This window comes from Spiroplasma sp. NBRC 100390 (assembly GCF_001886495.1).
Classification (GTDB): Bacteria; Bacillota_I; Bacilli_A; order Mycoplasmatales; family Mycoplasmataceae; genus Spiroplasma.
This window is the reverse complement of the sequence record NZ_CP018022.1, coordinates 844,588-862,204: the sequence shown is the minus strand read 5'-3', so window position 1 is coordinate 862,204 and position 17,617 is coordinate 844,588. Positions and strand designations below refer to the sequence as shown.

Below are 17,617 nucleotides of genomic sequence, written 5' to 3'. Positions count from 1 at the left end.
GCATTAATTACAAATGTCAAGAATTGATAAGTTATATCAAATCAAAAAGAATGGGAAAGGCTATAGTAATAATAAAATTAAAATTAGAGATATATACGAACGATTTATTAAAATTATTACGCTAATAATTATCCCATTGTTGTTGATTGTTTTAATCTATGGGATTGGTGCCATTTTAAATGATCATAGTAAAAATCAAGTCCTAATTACAGTGGGGGATGTCTTCATTAAAATTGGGAAAGCTGTTTTTAACAATTTATCAATTATTTTTTGTCTTGTTACTGTTATTAGTATTACTAATAATCTTAAAGCCGTAGCAATTGGTGTTACTGGCTTTTTGGTTTTCTCGGTAACTCAATTTGCTTTAATTCAATATCAGGTTACACCCGATGGAACATTGTATGTAACTAGTATTTTATTTTTCTATCAGGGGGATAATCTATCTTTATTTTTAGGAACAACCTTAGGAATTGTAACGTTAAATACTTCAATTTTTGGTGGCGTGATGGTTGGTATTATGACATCATACATTTATTATAAGTGTATTGAATTAAGAATGCCAAAATCACTAGGACTTTTAAATGGTTTTCCGTTGGTAAGTATTATTGTGGTTTTTGCTAGTATGTTGTTAGCTGTTGTGTTCTTATTATTATGAATTGTAGTAGCAATGCTTTTAAATAAGATTTATTTCTGAATGTGAAATCAAAATGCTCATCATTTTTTAGGCGCAGCTTTTGTTTATGAATTTTTAAATATTTTATTAGTACCATTTGGGTTTAAAGATATTTCGGCAAACTTATTTGTTCAAAGTAATTCTCAATTATTAACGCAACAAGAATTTATGGAGTTATTTCGTCAGATCTCATATAGTTATGGTTGACAATATAATATTTTTACGCAAAGTTGAAATAATGCTAGTATTCAAGCAGTATGAACATATTTACAACAACCACAGTTATTTGATAGTAAATTATCTTTAATTGAATGAATGTCAATTTTACCGTTTAACCGTTTACCCCAAATTAACGGGATTGAAACTGGGTTATATAATTGATTCTTATATAGTCAAAATATTGGTGATTTATTTCAGTTAAAACTACCACCAAATTATGCGATTGTCTTTGGTGCTTCATTAGGAGTTAGTGTTGCAATTATCTTAACTAGTAAAAAGGAAAACCGCCTTTCAACCGCGCTGTTAATGTCAACTATCTTATTAGTGACAATTTTAACAGGAAATAATATTATCATTAACTTATTTATTTTCTTAGCTTCACCATTGCTATACGTTATGGTGTATGCCCCAATTGCAGGATTAAATGGCTTGTTTATGTCCATGTTGGGTGTTCATATTTGAGTATCCTTTACTGATGGTTTAGTCGACTTTATCTACAAGGGAATTTTACCAGCAGCAAAAGGAACACAGTTCTTCTGAATCCCAATCTTTAGTATTATTTGATTTGTTGTGATTACGCCTATTTTTGCGAAAGCAATTATACATTTTGATTATCCTTATGTTGGCCGTCGAGAAACAATTTTACCACGGATTACGCACAAAAAGTATCATGAGATTTGGAATCATTAGCGAATAATATTTAATTTAAAAAATTGTGAAGAGATTTTAAGTGTGTCACAAAATTTATTAAATTTTTCAACAACTTTTAAACATAATGGACTATCTGATCAAAAAATTATTATTAATCATAATAAAGTTTTTAAGATTGCTAAATTAGACATTTGTTGAACAAATTCTTCAGCAATAGATGTTATGGTACCCTGTAAAAAACAATAAAAGTTTTTAAATCAAATTATATTTTAATTAAGATTATTATTGAATAACATATTTACCATCATTTTTCATAATTTTCCATATCTTTTCATATTAAATAAATAAAAAGACAATAATTTTTTTAAATTATTGTTTTTTTATTTAAGCAGAGTTATAAATAAATTAGGTAAAGGTTTCAATACAACCTTATCTAACCTATCAAAAATGTATAATAAAAATTTCATAATAGAAAGAAGGAAAAAATTATGGGAACATTATTAAGTCTTTTAGGTTCAATCGGAATTATCAGCAGTGGGGCTGGTACTGCCGCAAGTGCCACCAATTCTGTTGCCATTACCGATAGTGCTATTAAAAGTTTACTAAATGGCCTTCAAACATCTTTACAAAATGGTTGAGGTGAATTTAGTGAAGGTACATTATCTTTATTAAAACAATATGTTTATATTCCAGAAGGATTAGAAACAGGTGATATAATTCCATATCTTGAAGAAATGGGTTATATTGTATCAGACGAAGTAGCAACTGTTGAAGGGGCGTTGGCCGCAGAAACAGCTGTTGAAGGTGGTATTCTTGCTGGTTCATTAGGAACGGCAGCTGAAACGTTGGGTGTTTCGTTAGCAATTGGCGCTGCAATTGCTGGTGGTTATTATGCTTATCACCATTGAGATAGCATTAAAAATTTTGCTAGTGAATCAGTAAAAACAGTTGAACATTATGTATCATCGGCGACTGATTATTTAAAAGGGTGATGACCTTTTTAAAAAAATAACAATTTAATAATAGAAAGAAGGAAAAAATTATGGGAACATTATTAAGCCTTTTGGGTTCAATCGGAATTATCAGCAGTGGGGCTGGTACTGTTGCAAACGCAACAACTATTCCTGCTGGAACATATATTATTCATGCTAGTGCATCATCAATGATTGATCTTGTTAGCAAAGAAGTCTCTGGAATTCTTAATGCAAATTCAACATGAATTTTAACTATTGAAAAAGCGATTTATGCTGGTGAAAAAGTAGCAACTGATGTTATTGCTGAAGCAATGATTGCATTAGAAGAAACAGCTAGTTTAACAACTGGAGTTTTATCAAATGAGGCAGCGCTTGCTGCAGCTGCTGAAGCATTATCAACTCCTGTTACTGTTGAAGGTGGTATTCTTGCGGGTTCATTAGGGACTGCAGTACAAACCTTAGGAATTTCGTTAGCAATTGGTGCTGTGATTGCTGGTGGCTATTATGCTTATCACCATTGAGATAGCATTAAAAATTTTACTAGTGAAGCACTGAAAACAGGTGAGCATTATGTATCATCGGCGACTGATTATTTAAAAGGGTGATGACCTTTTTAAAAAAATAACAATTTAATAATAGAAAGAAGGAAAAAATTATGGGAACATTATTAAGTCTTTTGGGTTCAATCGGAATTATCAGCAGTGGCGCAGGAGTAACAGTAAATGCTACAACAAATCTAATTGCAGAAACTGTAATTGTTGATAATCCAGTTGAATTTATAGAAGAATATTTCTGAGATTATTTAGATTTTCCGACTGTATTAAATTGAGAAGAAATATTTAACACAACAATGTCAACTAATGAATTATTAGAAACTGTTGAAGGTGGTATTCTTGCGGGTTCATTAGGAACGGCAGCTGAAACATTGGGTATTTCGTTAGCAATTGGTGCTGTGATTGCTGGTGGCTATTATGCTTATCACCATTGAGATAGCATTAAACATTTTGCTAGTGAAGCACTGAAAACGGGTGAACATTATGTATCATCGGCGTCTGATTACTTAAAAGATTGATGACCTTTTAAGTAGTGATTTACTGAAAATAATAAAATATAAATTAGAAAGAAGATGAATTTTATGAAAAAGCTTTTATCTGTCCTTAGTACAGCTCTTTTAGCAACTAGTGGGGTTTTATCAATTGCTGTAAATAAAACATATGAACCAATAACACATCACAAAGATAATGTTAGTAAAGAAGGGATAGATTGAGATCATGTTGAAAATTATTTTAAAGAAGATTCTTTTCAAACATTGTATCAAACTAATGTTTTAACAAATGCTAATAATCAGCCGATTACTTCTGAAGTAATTAATAAAGTCCAAGAAAAATCATTAGAATATGTCAATGATTTTAAAACCAAAAATTTTAATTTAAATCAAATTACAAACTATTTAAAAACAAATGTTAAAGACTTTGATCAACATTTTAAACTTGATCATAAAAACGAAACATTAAAATTAAATTCTTATTCTTTGTTACAAACAACTAACAAAGATTTAGATAAAGAAAAAACAATTACTAATACATTAAATGCAGTAAACAAACTTAAAATTGTTAATACCGGGATTTATACAGCTGCTACTATCGCTGAAATTGCTGCTGCTGGTTTCTGAGCAGCGGCTTGATGGTTTGGAATTAGCGTTCCATGAGCGATTGCCGCAACCGCTTTAGGGGCAGCATTATTCACTGTTTATTATGCAATAAATACATTTCTGATTGATAATGATATTTCCAATAAAAATTTATGAGATGACTTGTTATGAGCAAAAGATATTACCTTTTTTGCAAGTAGCGTTTCATATAGCTTAATTTATAATACGGCAGTTTTAGTAGCCGAGGGAACATTAACTGCAACATCATGAGCAGTTCCAGCTGCCTTTGCTGCAATCGGAGTTCTTTTCGGAACTTGGGCATGATTAAAACTGTATACTGAAGATATAATTTAGGAAAGAAGGAAAAAATTATGGGAACATTATTAAGCCTTTTAGGTTCAATCGGAATTATCAGTAGTGGAGCAGGGAGTGCTGCAAGTGCAGCTAATACTGCTAACGTTAGCATTGGATTTTGAGATTATGTTGTGGGAATGAAAAATATCTTAACTAATCCTAATTTATTAAATGAAACTTATGCTCTTTACAATGCGGCAATGGGTCAATTAGGAACTTTGTTTAATCTCTTAAAAACATTTCAGTGAAGTAATTTTTATAGTGAAATATCTTCATTAGGAATGACAACAAAAAATTTATTAATCTATGCGAAAAATATTGCGCAACGAATTGATCAATTAATTCCCGATGCCTTTTTATCATTAGAAAACTTGACTGGTGCTGAACTTGCTGAAATTGAAGGAATCATCGCGGGTTCAACATCAACTGCTGTTGAAGGTGGGATTCTTGCTGGTTCGTTGGGAACAGCAGTTGAAACAATGGGAATTTCATTATTAATTGGCGCTGCGATTTATGGTGGTTACTATACTTATGAACATTGAGATAGTATCAAACACTTTGCCAATGAAGCGTTAAAAACCGCCGAACATTACGTTTCATCGGCAACGGATTACCTAAAATCAGCAGCAAATTATTTAAAAAGTTGATGACCTTTTTAAATAAGATTTATTAAAAATAATACAAATAATTTTAGAGTTAATTAACTCTAATAATTAGCAATTTCCTCTTTTAAAATAAAAATTGCTTTTAAAAATATGAGAATATCACATTGTTGATATTCTTTTTTTGTTTGATATTTAATACATAATTAGAAAATATCAATAAGTAAATCTAAAAAAATCATAATTATAATAAAAATATAAAATTAAATTAATAGTAATCTAATTAATTGTAGATATGAACATTATTATATTAATTAATATAATCAAATGGTTTTAACTTAAATTATTCAAATTAAACAAGAAGAGTTAACTTTATTATAATTAATAATTTTAACTAAAAATGATAATTTTCTTGCATTAATAATGTTATATTTATATACTTAATTTATAAGAAGAAAGGAAATTGCAAAAGGATTAGGATGTATTCAGTTTTAAAACTAGCAAATATGCTAAAAGTGGGAAAAAATATTATTTTACGTGCAGCAGTTAATCAAGGTTTAATTGATACTTCTGAATATAATCGTAAAATAAAATTATTTAATGAGTATGAAAAAAATAAAATTCAAACAGAAATTTTAAATTTAAATAATTTAAAAAATATTATTCGTATTAAATCATATAATGATACTTCTGAATTTACAGATATAGCGGATTTATGAAAGTATGATTATTTTCAAGATTGAAATATTAAAAGAGAAATTAAATTTGTTGATTTGTTTTCAGGAGCAGGTGGTATAGGTGTTGGTTTTACAATGGCTGGAATGCAACCAATTCAAAATTTTGAAATTTTTCCAGAAGCTAATGAAACCTATGCTTATAATTTTAAAAATCTAAGAAAAATTATTAATCATGATGTTGATGAAAATGATATTACAGAATTAGATTCTAAAAATAAATTAATAAAAATGCTTAAGAGTAATATGCCAGATATTATTGTTGGTGGTTTTCCTTGCCAAGGTTTTAGTGTTTCCGGGATTCGTTCATGAAATGATCCAAGGAATATATTATATAAATCAATGTTGGAATTAGTTAAAAAAATTAATCCTAAAATAGTAATAATGGAAAATGTACTGGGTATTTTAAGTATGAGAAATGCGGATGGAGAGTTAGTGATTAATGAAATAATTAAAATGTACCAAGAAAATGGTTATGAAATTGATTATAAAGTTTTAAATTCTGCTGATTATGGTGTTCCGCAATTAAGAAAACGGGTTATTTTTATTGCTAATAATATTGGTGTTAAAAATTTATTTCCAAATTGACAACACGAGATAATGGTAATTTAGTTTTTCCAATCTTTGTTGCAATATTGGTTGGTAATGGTTGTGATAATTTTTTTATTATTTTCTTTGCCAAAATAGGAACATCGCGTGTTAACATCAACTGCATTTCTTTTTTCTTAAAAGCTTTAAGATGTGGTTCTAACGAGTACATATAATAAAGAACTCTAATTTTATAACTAAACTTTTGGATATCAGTTCAAGTTGTTAAATATCCATGTTTTGAAATGGCTTCTGCAAGTAAACTAGTACCTAACAGTTGCAAGAAACCACCACCAGGTAATGCTGATGTATGGGCCATATAGGTTAAGATATCATGTTTTAAGGCTGGTTTTTCAGTAACTTTATAGTTAGCAACGTCATTATTTGTGATAAATGTTCCAATTTCATTTAATTCTTCGTTTAATATTCTGTTCATTAATGAATTTTTAATATAAAAGGGCTGTGCATTAGGTTTATTATTAGCAATTTGGGTAAGGAACTTACTTAAATTAGTATTATAAAACTTATTTGCTGTTATGTTCAAATATTTTTGATTGTTTTTGACACGATATAGGACAGATGCTAATCGATCTGAAATATAAACTCCTTTTTTAGCTAAAGCAATATTCTTGCTGAAAAGTTTAGTTCATGGGACCGCGGGTTTTAAACCTCATTTTTTTAAGTTATTATATAAATGTTGATAACCAGCTAGCATTGAAGGAACTCCAATGTGCTGCGGAGTATTTCCACTTTGATAGGGAACTACAGCGCCTGATTTTTCTCTCGAATTAATATAATGTGCAGAAGGATTTTTTGCAGTATGCAGTACCATCTGGAATCCACCGCCAAGACCAGAATCCATCGGATTAACAATCCCTTCACAAGTTGAAGTAATGATAAATAACTCTGGCGATGTAATTTTTGGATATGCTTTGATATATTTTTTAGCCATTTTTGTGCAAACTTCATGATTAGTAACAACAATTGTTTTATTTTTGTCATAAGCATTTGCTGCAATTACGCTTGGCATTGAAGCAACAGTGATTCCTATGCCGGTTAATAGACTTAATATTTTTTTCATAGTTTTTTCCTTTTTTTCTTTCTACATAATCATATTTAATATGCATATTAATTTGAAAAATTAATATAAATAATTATATCTAAAAACTAATTTTAAGAACTGTCTTGTAGTCGTACATTTAATTGAGAAATAACTTTATCAAATTATTTTCAAAATTATAAAAATAATTAACAAATAATTTGTTGAATGCTAAATTTATTTTTAACTTTTTATTTTACTAGAGAAAATAAAAAAATTTATTTTAATATGAAAATAATGTAAGGGAAAATAGTTATGGTTTGAAACAACTATTGAAAAATTAAATAAACTTTTTTTGTTTTTTGAATGAGATCATTATCCTTTATAGTATAATGGTAAAAAATAAATTAGAAAGTGGTTATAACCAATGAATATTTTTATTTTTCACCGAGATTTTAGAATTGAAGATAATTTTGGTCTTGCTCAATTAGCCAATGAAGAGAATAAGATTTATTGCTTATTTATTTTTACAAAAGAGCAAATAAAAGAAAATAATTATTTTTCTCAACGTAGTTTTGAAGCAATGGTCCATTGTTTAAAACAGTTAAATAAAAAAGTCCATGTTAATTTTCTAAAAAGTGATAGTGAGCAACAAGGAATTAAATTCTTGTTAGATCAAGGATATAAAATTAATAAGATATATACTAACCGTGATTATACTCCATTTGCCATTAATCGCAGTCAAACAATGCGTGAATTATCGAAAGAACATAATTTTATTTATCGTGAATTTGATGATTATTTATTGGTAGAACCATGAACGATAAAAACTAGTCAAAATTCATATTATACTGTTTTTACGCCATTTTGAAATAAATTAAAACTAATTTTTAGTAAAAATCCTATTCCTACTTATAAGGTTAAAGACTTTTCACCTCAACAATTAAAAAATATGGATATTTTATTGGATATTACAAATATTAGATCTAGTGATTTCAATTTACCATTAGAATTTGAAAAAATAAAAACAGCAATTTTTCGTCTAGATCATAAGTATCAACAAAACCGGGATTTTGTTGATTTAGAAAATAATACAGCAAAAATTAGCACAGCCTTAAAGTTTGGTGTGATATCAATCCGTCAATGTTATCTTTGAAGTATTGAAAAATTTGGAACTTTTGATAACGCTTTTGCTCGTCAATTAGCCTGACGTGATTTTTATTATCAAGTAACTTATAATGCCCAATTACATAATCAATGACATTTTAGTAAAAATTGAAATAAAAAATTAACAATTAACTGAACAAATAATGAAGAATGATTTCAAAAATGACAAAATGGTGAAACGGGCTTTGATTTTATTGATGCTGGAATGAAAGAATTGAAAGAAACAGGTTTATTACATAATCGAGCAAGAATGGTATGCGCATCTTTTTTAGTTAAAAATTTACAAATAGATTGACGAAAAGGAGAACAATATTTTGCTCAACAATTAATTGATTATGATCCAATTATAAATCAATGTTCATGACAGTGAGTAGCAGGAACGGGCTTTGATGCACAACCATTTTTTCGGATTTTTAATCCTGAATTACAACAGAAAAAATATGACCCAAAATTAAGTTATTGTAATAAATTTTTAAAAAATCGCCCAACAATTAATAAAATTGTTAATTACAAAACTTCAACAAAAAAGGCGTTAGAGATTTATAAACCTAAGTAAGTTAGGTAAAAATTATCTTATTAATTAAGTAAAAGCTAATTTGTAGATAAAACTATAAATGATTCAAAAAGTAGAATTTATTCTATTATGTATAATGTTCAATTTTACGTGATTTAAAAACTAATAAAATAATTAAAAACCTACTCTAATCTTGTTTAGAAGGAGTGGAGTTAATTAAAGCGAGTAGTTTATTTAAATCGAAAAATTCATATGTTGTTGTTTTTTCGGCAAGAGAAAATTCGGCCAAAGCCTATATGGAATTTAGTTGAAAATTTGCAAAAGAATTTAATTTAGGAAAAGAACAAAAACAAAAAGTATTGATACAGTTAGTTTTTATCAGATTATTATTTTGATTTATTGTCATATATGCTAGGTAAACTTGACGATAAATATGATATTTTAATTGAACAAGAAACTAAACATGAAATTACAGAAAAAGCTTATTAATATCCCAAATATCAATAATCTCCTAGTTAAATCACCACTTAATTGTATTCCCGAAGAACATGAAATTGCTGAAAAATATCGTAATATTAAAACAAAACTAAATAAAAAACAAACCAAAAACTTACCGGCAATTAAACAAATACTTTTTAGTATAAGTTTATGCTGGTACTCGATTTTTTATTTTTTACAAAAAAGAAGTTGATGTTATTTATTTCAATTGGATATGTTTATTATTTATTATATTTTTAATTGCACTAATTTTGTACTTAAAACATCGGAAAAATGCATTAATTTATAAAACAAAAAAATTAGCTTTAATTATTTTTTTCATTAGCGACTATCTGAATATCAGTTATATTAATAATTTTATTGCACGAGAATTTTTTACTAAAGGTGATGTAGATAGTTTGCTTGAATTAATTAATGGTTTCAAAGGTGATTCATTAATTCCTAAACAAGATAAGATTCAGCAAGTTTATAATTATATTAAACGTAATAAAAAACAAATAGATTATTTCAATATTCATGGTGTTTAGAAGTTTGTGTTGGAGGACAAATTTCACATAATTTTAAGCAAACACTAGGTTATGGACCTAAAATCTTGAATGAAGAAACCTTACTTAATATGATAGATTTAAGATTTGCAAACCTAAATGGATTTAAGCCAATTGAAGAATTAATTGATAATGAACTAATAGAATTAGTTCAATTTAATAAAACTACTCGTTGAACTAATGTCAAGAATATAAATGAATATAAAATTAATGAAGGAAGTACACCAATTATATATTCAGGTAACCATTCATTAGAAAGAGTAGTATAGATTTTAATAACTTATTAGTTTTAAACAAAAAAACATTAATTATTGGCGTATCATAACGGACATTAATGGCAGAAATTAAAAAGATAGCAAAAAAATGATTTTAAGGCTAAATTAAATCAGAAAATTAAAGAAACTTAATTTTGTAGACATTTAACTAAATAATATAAGGAATTTTTCAAAAAATTATGGTTTTTAGAAAATAACCGGTACCTAAAAATTTATTTTAAGGGAATAAAATAAGTGGTTGTATTTATTTACTCTTTTGTTATAATCACTTTAGTATAAAAAATTAGTATTTATATATCAATATAATATCAAACGCAGTTTTATAGTAATTATAGTTTTATTTTTAAAATAAGTAGAAAATAGGGTGATGTTAATGACAAAAAATAAAACACCAACTGGTTTAGTTGGCGGGCAGTATTTAGTTTCAATGATTTTTTGAATTATTTTTACTGCGATTATTATTACATTTTTAGTTTTATTTATTAATGAACGTGAACGAATTAATAATGAAAATAATGTTTCACAAGTTCTAGCGGAAATTGCGGCAGGGAAAAAAACGCCGGCAGAAGTGCAAGAAATTTATAAGAATTTAATGAGTATTACATATCCATTAATTGATTTTTCATTATTATCGTTTAATTTTTTTGGAACAAATAATAGTGTAACGGATTGAAGTGTGGCTTGAAATCAGCGAGCAACTAATATTAATATGGCATATTCATATTTATTTATTACAGCAATGATTGCTTTAATTGCGTTATGTTATTATATTGTTATAATTATTAAATTAGCACAACGTCGTAGTTTTGAATGACGTTATGGGTTATCAACAAATTTTCCAAATGATTATGTTATTTTTAACCCTCGTATGTATTTAAACTTTTTAACAAATTTAACAATTATTTTTAGTTTCTTTAATTTTTTGACAACTTTAATTAGTTTAGCTTATGGAGTTTTATTGGTTTTAGTATCATATTTCTTCTGATATGTTTTAAATAGAAAAACCGAAGTTTTAGTACCTCACAAATGATGAAAAGCAACAAACTTTTCATTCTTTGTAACAGTACTGTTAATCCAAAATGGTTATACTTTGATTAAAGCAATCTTTTCAACAAAATTTGGCGTTGATTTAGATCTAATCTTATCAATTATTATTCCAATTGGAACAATTACGGTTATTATTGCAGTATTTATTAAAAATATGTTATCAACAAAAGTGACTGGTGTTCGGAATGCTATTAAAACAATTGGGGCAAAAGTTAGTGCCTTTCGAATTTTTTACTATACTGAAAAAGAAAAAGCTTTGGAAGATTATGCATTTGTTACTCAATTACCAACCTTGGTGAAAGGACCATTGTCAACAAATAGTATTGATACAAAAAAAGCTTATCAATTAATGACAATAATTGATGAAACAGCTGTTTTTATGGAACAACATTTTGCAACAAAAGAAAAAGAAAAAAATTATATGTTATATCATTTGTTTAATGAAATTACTGATGTTGCTGAAATTGAAGAAATTAAAGCTAATGTTTTAAAAGTTGAAGCAAAGAAACAAAAAGGAGATAAACATTCTAAATAAAACTTAGGATGTTTTTTTCTTGTTGTATCATTAAACTTTCATTATATAATATTGATAGAAACAATGGTGGGTGAAAGTATGGAACAAAAAACAATTATTACATTAACAGTTAAAGATAATGATGTTAATCAAACGCTTTTTAATTTTATGAAAAAAATGTTTCAAACAACATCATTATCCGTGCTTTATAAGTTATTTCGAAATAAAAAGATTAAAGTAAATAATAAAGTGATGAAAGAACGGAATTATAAGCTCCAATTAGGTGATCAAATTTTAATCTTTGATAAAAATTTAGTGGTTACAGAACGTAAACAACAAATAGCGGGAAGTGATGCTGTTCAAGAAGAGTTAGTAGTTGTTTATGAAGATGAAAACATTATAATTGTTGATAAACCACATGGGGTAGAAATGCATTCAACATTTCATAGTTCTTTAGATGGAATGGTGCAAAATTACTTAATGCAAAAAGGAGATTATCATCCACAAACTGATCAATCGTTTGTTATTTCCCATGTTCACCGATTAGATAAGTTAACAAGAGGATTAGTGCTATATGCTAAAAATAAAATTAGTTTGGATTTATTATTAAGCAAAATTAATCAAAAAGCAGCTATTGAAAAAAAATATTTGGCACAATGTGAAGGAAATATAACAAAAGATGAATTTACTGTTACAGGTTATTTAGCAAAAGATGAATCACGACAAAAGATGATTTTTAGGTTAACTGAACAACCTAATAGTAAGAAGGCAATTACTTACTTTAAGGTGGTTAACAGAACAATAAACACAACTTGATTAGAAGTAACATTGGGAACGGGACGGAAGCATCAAATTCGAGCGTCGTTAAGTTATTTACAACATCCCATTATAAATGACGTTAAATATGGGGCGAAAAGAATAACGAAAGAATACATGATTGGGTTATATGCAACAACGTTGATATTTCATCAGTTACCTGAGCATTTAGGATATTTAAATGAAAAGGTTATTAAAATTTCAGAAAATATTATAGAATAATAATATGAGAAACAGCAGAAAGAGGTGAAGTAATTGTCAACAAGAAGAGGAATCATTAGTATTTTAATTGGCGCTTTTACTTCTTTAATTGGAACTGCTTTTCAATTTACATTAATGTATTTATTAATTCGTAGTTATGGTTCGCAATTAAACGGGTTTGTAAAGAATAGTATTGCGATTGTTTCATTTTTAGGAACTGTTGAAGGTGGGTTAGGAGCGATTACCGTTATTTTTCTAATGAAACCATTATTACAAAAAGATTGAATTAAAGCTAATGAAATGGTTAATACAGCAAAACACCAGTATAAAATTTCGGGAATTGTTGGCGTTATTTTATTAGCGGCAATTGCAATTGGGTATAGTGCTTATATTTATTTATTTGAAGATAATTTTACGATTTTATGAAATGATCAAACGATTAGTTATCCATTATGAAAAATGGTTTTAATCGTTTTAATTATTGGATCAAAAAACTTAATTGCCTTATTTTGAACTGCTTGTTATGAAAATTTAATGCAAGCGGATCAAAATAACCATATGCGTCGTTTAATTTTAATGATTTGTGATCTAATTTCTTATTCAGTTATTTTCTATTTAATTTCGCGCACAGTTGACCCAATTTTTGTTTTCCTAATTTTCCTAGGATATTCCATTATGAAGGGAAGTTTAATTTACGTATTTGTTAAGTTTCATTATCCTTGAATTCGGATTGGACGGCAAAAAGATAATATGCAATTAGTAAAATCAAGTAATATTGTTGTTTTAAAGAATATTGGTGAAACCTTATTAATTAATGGGGATGTTATTATTACCGCTTTATTATTAGGGTTACGGGTATCATCAACCTTATCGTTATATATGACAATTACTGTTGGGGTTCGAAGTATTATGATGATTTTAATTAATTCATTTCGTGAGTTTTTTGCCGCTTGAACCGCAAAAAATGGACGGATTGATTGAAATAGTTATCTTAAGTTTGAAACTTATGCCTTTATGATTGGTGGTTTTTTATTTGTTAACCAGTTTATTTTATCGCCATACTTTGTGACAACATTATATGCCCCACAAATTCTTGAACAAATTAACAACAGTGCAAAAACCTTAAATGCTTGAACGCCACAAGAAATTGCTATTTTTAAAAGTATTTTTTATCAACCAACATTTTCGTTATTAGTAGCTTTAAGTTCTGTTTTTATTGTCTTAGCAGAACCAGCTAATGTTTTAGTGTATGGTAAAGCAAATTATAAGCAAACAGCAATTCCAACTTTTGTGATTGGGATCATTAATATTGTATTGTGTTTTTTTACAGCATTAATTTTCCGATTTTTAGTAAATGATCTTTCCGCGGCACTATATGGTATTGTAATTATTACGTGCTTTGTTAGTTTACTTCGCTTTTTATACTTATGATTTTATAATTGATTATTTTTAACATATAATAGTAATTTTAAAGGTGTTTTTCGTAATTGAATGATTTTATTAGTACCAATTGTAATTGCGATTTTAGTTAATTATTTATTCTTAACAAAAACATATAATCCAATGGAAATTTATAATGATCAGTTACAACCAATATGGGGGTGACAAAAACTCTTAAACATGTTCTTCGGATTAATCTTTGCTTCTTTATTTGTTATTATTGGAAATTCAATTTTATGAGCACCACGGTCAGTACGAGGGATTTTCTTACGTTTACCAATTGTCCATAAGATTTGGACAAAACGGCAAGATAAAATGCGTAAAATTCGTCAACAAAAATATGAAGATGATTTTATTACTTTAACCGAACCAGAAATGCCATATCAAAAATTATGAGAGCGGGAAGAAGCTTTACATCAGAATACAAAGAAAATGAGTGAGGATGAACCACCAAAAGAAATTTATACCTTAAAAGGTTCATAAGTATTTTAATCAAATAAAAAATGTATATTTTATATACATTTTTTTGTTTCAAGAAAAATAATTGTTATTTTTTAATATCACTTAAATAACCGGGGTGATATTTATTCCCATGAATAATCTTGGTAATGTTAAACAAAGCATTAATTGCTTCACCAAAGCCAGTTACCATATTATAGTACTTTCCTTCATAATAGGCACTATTTCCGGCTGCAAAAATATGTGGATGACTAGTTTGTCCACTTGGTTGAATAATAATTTTGCGCATTGGTGTTGTTTCTAAAGAAAATTGATTTAACATTGTTGGCGCTACTTTTGCCCCATATTGAACAATAAAATAATCAGCTGCTAATTCTAAAGTTTCTTTACTGTTCTCATGTTCAAGAATTAATGATTTAATTTGCTTATTTTGGACTTGAACATTTTTAACATGGTAAGGTTTTAGTTCTGTAATTTTATTTTGTTGTAGTTTTTGGACGTTGCTTTCTTTAGCACGATATAATTCGCGCCGGTGAATGATGGTGACATTGTTGGTAATCTTATCTTCAACTAGATGATTTGCTCAGTCAACAGCACTATCTCCACCACCCAAGACAATAACTTTTTTATTAGTTAAAGTCGTTAGTTTTTTAACAGCATATCACAAGTTATCATATTTTTGTGTTGCATCAAGGTGTTCTAATCGAATTGGGGTAAAAACACCATTACCACTAGTGATTAAAATTGTTTTAACACTAATAACTTCGTTATTTGTTAGAGTAACAGCAAAACCATCATTCGCTTCGTTAACTGTTAAAATGTTTGTTTTACCAAAATAGGTTATTTGTTTACTACTTTTTTCAGTTTGGCTGATTAGGTTCTCAATAAAAGTTTTTGTTTTAATTTCAGAAAAACCGGGCATATCATATAATAGTTTTTCGGGATATAACTCTCAAGGTTGTCCCCCAGGATTATCATTTCCTTCAATGATATAACCAGTTAATCCTAACATTCCGGCACAACTTCAAGCATATAACCCAACCGGACCAGCGCCAATAATTAAAATATCTTTCATTAGTTTATAACAACCTTTCTTTTTTTTCTGTCCTTTAATTATTACATATTTTTGGGAAAGTATGGCACATTAATTAATTCCTAGATATAATTATTTATAGAAAGTGGGATATTATGAAAATAATGGTAAAAAATGAAGATGCAACAAAACAATTAGCTATTAAAATAGTGCCATTTTTGCAACCTAATTTATGTTTATTATTAGAAGGGGAATTAGCGGCTGGTAAAACAACTTTTACAAAGTATTTATTAGCTGCGTTAGGGGTAACAGAACCGGTTACTTCACCATCTTTTATTATTATGAATCAATATACAACCCCAAATAAAATTCTTGTTAATCATATGGATTGTTATCGGTTATTAGGTTTAGATCATATTGAAGAATGAGCAATGTATTTTGATTATTTTCCGAATAGTATTAATATTATTGAATGACCAAGTTTAATTAGTAAGGATATAACTGATCACTATGAAGTAATTAAAATTACTATTAATATTGAAAATAACGAAGAACGAGTTTTTACTATTAAAACTAACAATACGGCATTACGAGAGGCCTTAGGAAGAGGGGAATAAGATGTTAAATTTATTTATTGATACTAGTACTGACTTTTTAACTTTAATTTTAGCACGAGATGAGCAAGTGCTTGGTCAAGTTCATCAAAATAATGCCCGTCGTCATACTGAAGAAACATTACCAGCAATTAACAAGTTATTAGCGACATATAATTTGCAGTTAAAAGATGTCAATCATTTTTATTTGACAGTTGGACCAGGGAGTTATACTGGGATTCGAATTCCAATGACAATTGTTAAAACAATTAAAATAATTAATCCGGTTGTTAAAGTATCTGTTATTAATACTTTATTGTATCAAGCCGGACTCGATAATGTTGTTTCAATGTTAGATGCGCGTGGTGGGCAACGTTACTTTGCGATAATTAGTAATGGTCAAGAAGTGATTCCTAGTCAAGTTATTGATTATGAAACTTGTTTAGAAATTACTAAACAATTTCCCGGTTATCAATTTCGGTGTGATTTGCAAGACATTAATCCGGTGCAAAATTATCAACTGTTAAAAAACCATTTCGAATTGGTTGATGATATTTTTGCTCTAGAACCACGTTACATTAAGAAAGCATTAGGATAATGATGACAATTAAACCAGTTAATAATACTGACGGGTTATTATTATTTTTATTAGAGCAAGAAAACTATCCGCAACATTATTACAAATATCGTAATTTAATTCAAATCCTTAATAATGTAAATTATCTTGTTTATAAGTTGGTTCTTAATAATAATTTAGTTGGGTATTTTATTTTAATGCATAGTGGTGGTGATTTAGAAATTATTAAACTAACGGTTAAAAAAAGATATCAACACCAAGGGTGAGGTGATAAAATGCTAACTTATTTGTTAGAGCATTTTTCTTTTAATAGTGTTTTTTTGGAGGTAAATGAACATAATTTAGTTGCCCAAAAGTTATATCTTAAGCATGGATTTCATATTGTGCGGACAATTCCTCAATATTATGGTAATGAAAATGGTTATTTAATGCGTTATGATAAATAACTTTTAA

The 17,617-nt window shown here is 27.9% G+C and carries 18 protein-coding genes; 16 read left to right on the top strand and 2 right to left on the bottom strand.

Translation table 4 applies throughout. The features are described from left to right. Positions 1–13 precede the first annotated feature (13 nt). From S100390_RS03835 to S100390_RS03805, 8 genes are all read left to right on the top strand, one after another. Positions 14–1,582, top strand: a complete 1,569-nt coding sequence (locus S100390_RS03835) for a PTS transporter subunit EIIC (RefSeq protein WP_070406971.1) — start codon at positions 14–16, stop codon at positions 1,580–1,582. 42 nt (positions 1,583–1,624) lie between these two features. Beyond that, positions 1,625–1,789, top strand: coding sequence for a hypothetical protein (locus S100390_RS05445; protein ID WP_231918029.1), 165 nt, complete (start codon positions 1,625–1,627; stop codon positions 1,787–1,789). A gap of 242 nt (positions 1,790–2,031) precedes the next feature. Then, entirely contained in the window at positions 2,032–2,547 is a 516-nt protein-coding gene (locus S100390_RS03830; RefSeq protein WP_070406970.1) for a hypothetical protein, read from the top strand. A gap of 38 nt (positions 2,548–2,585) precedes the next feature. Then, entirely contained in the window at positions 2,586–3,134 is a 549-nt protein-coding gene (locus tag S100390_RS03825; RefSeq protein ID WP_070406969.1) for a hypothetical protein, read from the top strand. 38 nt (positions 3,135–3,172) lie between these two features. Next, positions 3,173–3,604: a hypothetical protein gene (locus tag S100390_RS05595; RefSeq protein WP_070406968.1), complete on the top strand. Its 432-nt coding sequence runs from the start codon at positions 3,173–3,175 to the stop codon at positions 3,602–3,604. Between the two features lie 48 nt (positions 3,605–3,652). After that, the gene (locus S100390_RS03815) at positions 3,653–4,522 is read left to right on the top strand and encodes a hypothetical protein (RefSeq protein ID WP_070406967.1); all 870 of its coding nucleotides are present in this window, start codon (positions 3,653–3,655) and stop codon (positions 4,520–4,522) included. A 17-nt stretch (positions 4,523–4,539) separates the two neighbouring features. Continuing rightward, positions 4,540–5,181, top strand: coding sequence for a hypothetical protein (locus tag S100390_RS03810; protein WP_070406966.1), 642 nt, complete (start codon positions 4,540–4,542; stop codon positions 5,179–5,181). Between the two features lie 449 nt (positions 5,182–5,630). Further along, positions 5,631–6,470 carry a DNA cytosine methyltransferase gene (locus tag S100390_RS03805; protein WP_231918028.1) on the top strand — a complete coding sequence of 280 codons (840 nt, stop codon included), beginning with the start codon at positions 5,631–5,633 and terminating at the stop codon, positions 6,468–6,470. On the opposite strand, the gene S100390_RS03800 is transcribed toward S100390_RS03805, so the two are convergent. After that, positions 6,424–7,527, bottom strand: coding sequence for a gamma-glutamyltransferase (locus tag S100390_RS03800; RefSeq protein WP_070406964.1), 1,104 nt, complete (start codon positions 7,525–7,527; stop codon positions 6,424–6,426). The two genes, S100390_RS03805 and S100390_RS03800, sit on opposite strands and share 47 nt — an antisense overlap. A 385-nt stretch (positions 7,528–7,912) precedes the next feature. Between S100390_RS03800 and S100390_RS03795 the strand changes: the two genes are divergently transcribed. The 5 genes from S100390_RS03795 to S100390_RS03760 all read left to right on the top strand — a co-directional run bounded on the left by S100390_RS03795 (position 7,913) and on the right by S100390_RS03760 (position 14,985). Continuing rightward, entirely contained in the window at positions 7,913–9,208 is a 1,296-nt protein-coding gene (locus S100390_RS03795) for a cryptochrome/photolyase family protein (RefSeq protein WP_070406963.1), read from the top strand. A gap of 707 nt (positions 9,209–9,915) precedes the next feature. Next, positions 9,916–10,191: a hypothetical protein gene (locus S100390_RS05490; protein ID WP_070406960.1), complete on the top strand. Its 276-nt coding sequence runs from the start codon at positions 9,916–9,918 to the stop codon at positions 10,189–10,191. Positions 10,192–10,857: 666 nt separating this feature from the next. Beyond that, positions 10,858–12,066: a hypothetical protein gene (locus S100390_RS03770; RefSeq protein WP_231918027.1), complete on the top strand. Its 1,209-nt coding sequence runs from the start codon at positions 10,858–10,860 to the stop codon at positions 12,064–12,066. Positions 12,067–12,144: 78 nt separating this feature from the next. Then, complete coding sequence (locus S100390_RS03765; RefSeq protein ID WP_070406958.1) at positions 12,145–13,083, top strand: RluA family pseudouridine synthase; 939 nt, start codon at positions 12,145–12,147, stop codon at positions 13,081–13,083. 33 nt (positions 13,084–13,116) lie between these two features. Beyond that, positions 13,117–14,985, top strand: coding sequence for a transporter (locus tag S100390_RS03760; RefSeq protein ID WP_070406957.1), 1,869 nt, complete (start codon positions 13,117–13,119; stop codon positions 14,983–14,985). 64 nt (positions 14,986–15,049) lie between these two features. Here S100390_RS03760 and S100390_RS03755 read toward each other — a convergent pair whose 3' ends face one another. After that, complete coding sequence (locus S100390_RS03755; protein ID WP_070406956.1) at positions 15,050–16,036, bottom strand: NAD(P)/FAD-dependent oxidoreductase; 987 nt, start codon at positions 16,034–16,036, stop codon at positions 15,050–15,052. 113 nt (positions 16,037–16,149) lie between these two features. Between S100390_RS03755 and tsaE the strand changes: the two genes are divergently transcribed. From tsaE to S100390_RS03740, 3 genes are read left to right on the top strand one after another with little or no spacing between them, the layout of a single operon-like run. Further along, positions 16,150–16,611, top strand: a complete 462-nt coding sequence (gene tsaE, locus S100390_RS03750; RefSeq protein WP_070406955.1) for a tRNA (adenosine(37)-N6)-threonylcarbamoyltransferase complex ATPase subunit type 1 TsaE — start codon at positions 16,150–16,152, stop codon at positions 16,609–16,611. A gap of 1 nt (position 16,612) precedes the next feature. Beyond that, on the top strand, positions 16,613–17,185 hold the full coding sequence (gene tsaB / locus S100390_RS03745; RefSeq protein WP_070406954.1) for a tRNA (adenosine(37)-N6)-threonylcarbamoyltransferase complex dimerization subunit type 1 TsaB: 573 nt from the start codon (positions 16,613–16,615) through the stop codon (positions 17,183–17,185). Next, entirely contained in the window at positions 17,185–17,610 is a 426-nt protein-coding gene (locus tag S100390_RS03740; RefSeq protein WP_070406953.1) for a GNAT family N-acetyltransferase, read from the top strand. The genes tsaB and S100390_RS03740 overlap by 1 nt, the downstream gene beginning before the upstream one ends. Positions 17,611–17,617 lie beyond the last annotated feature (7 nt).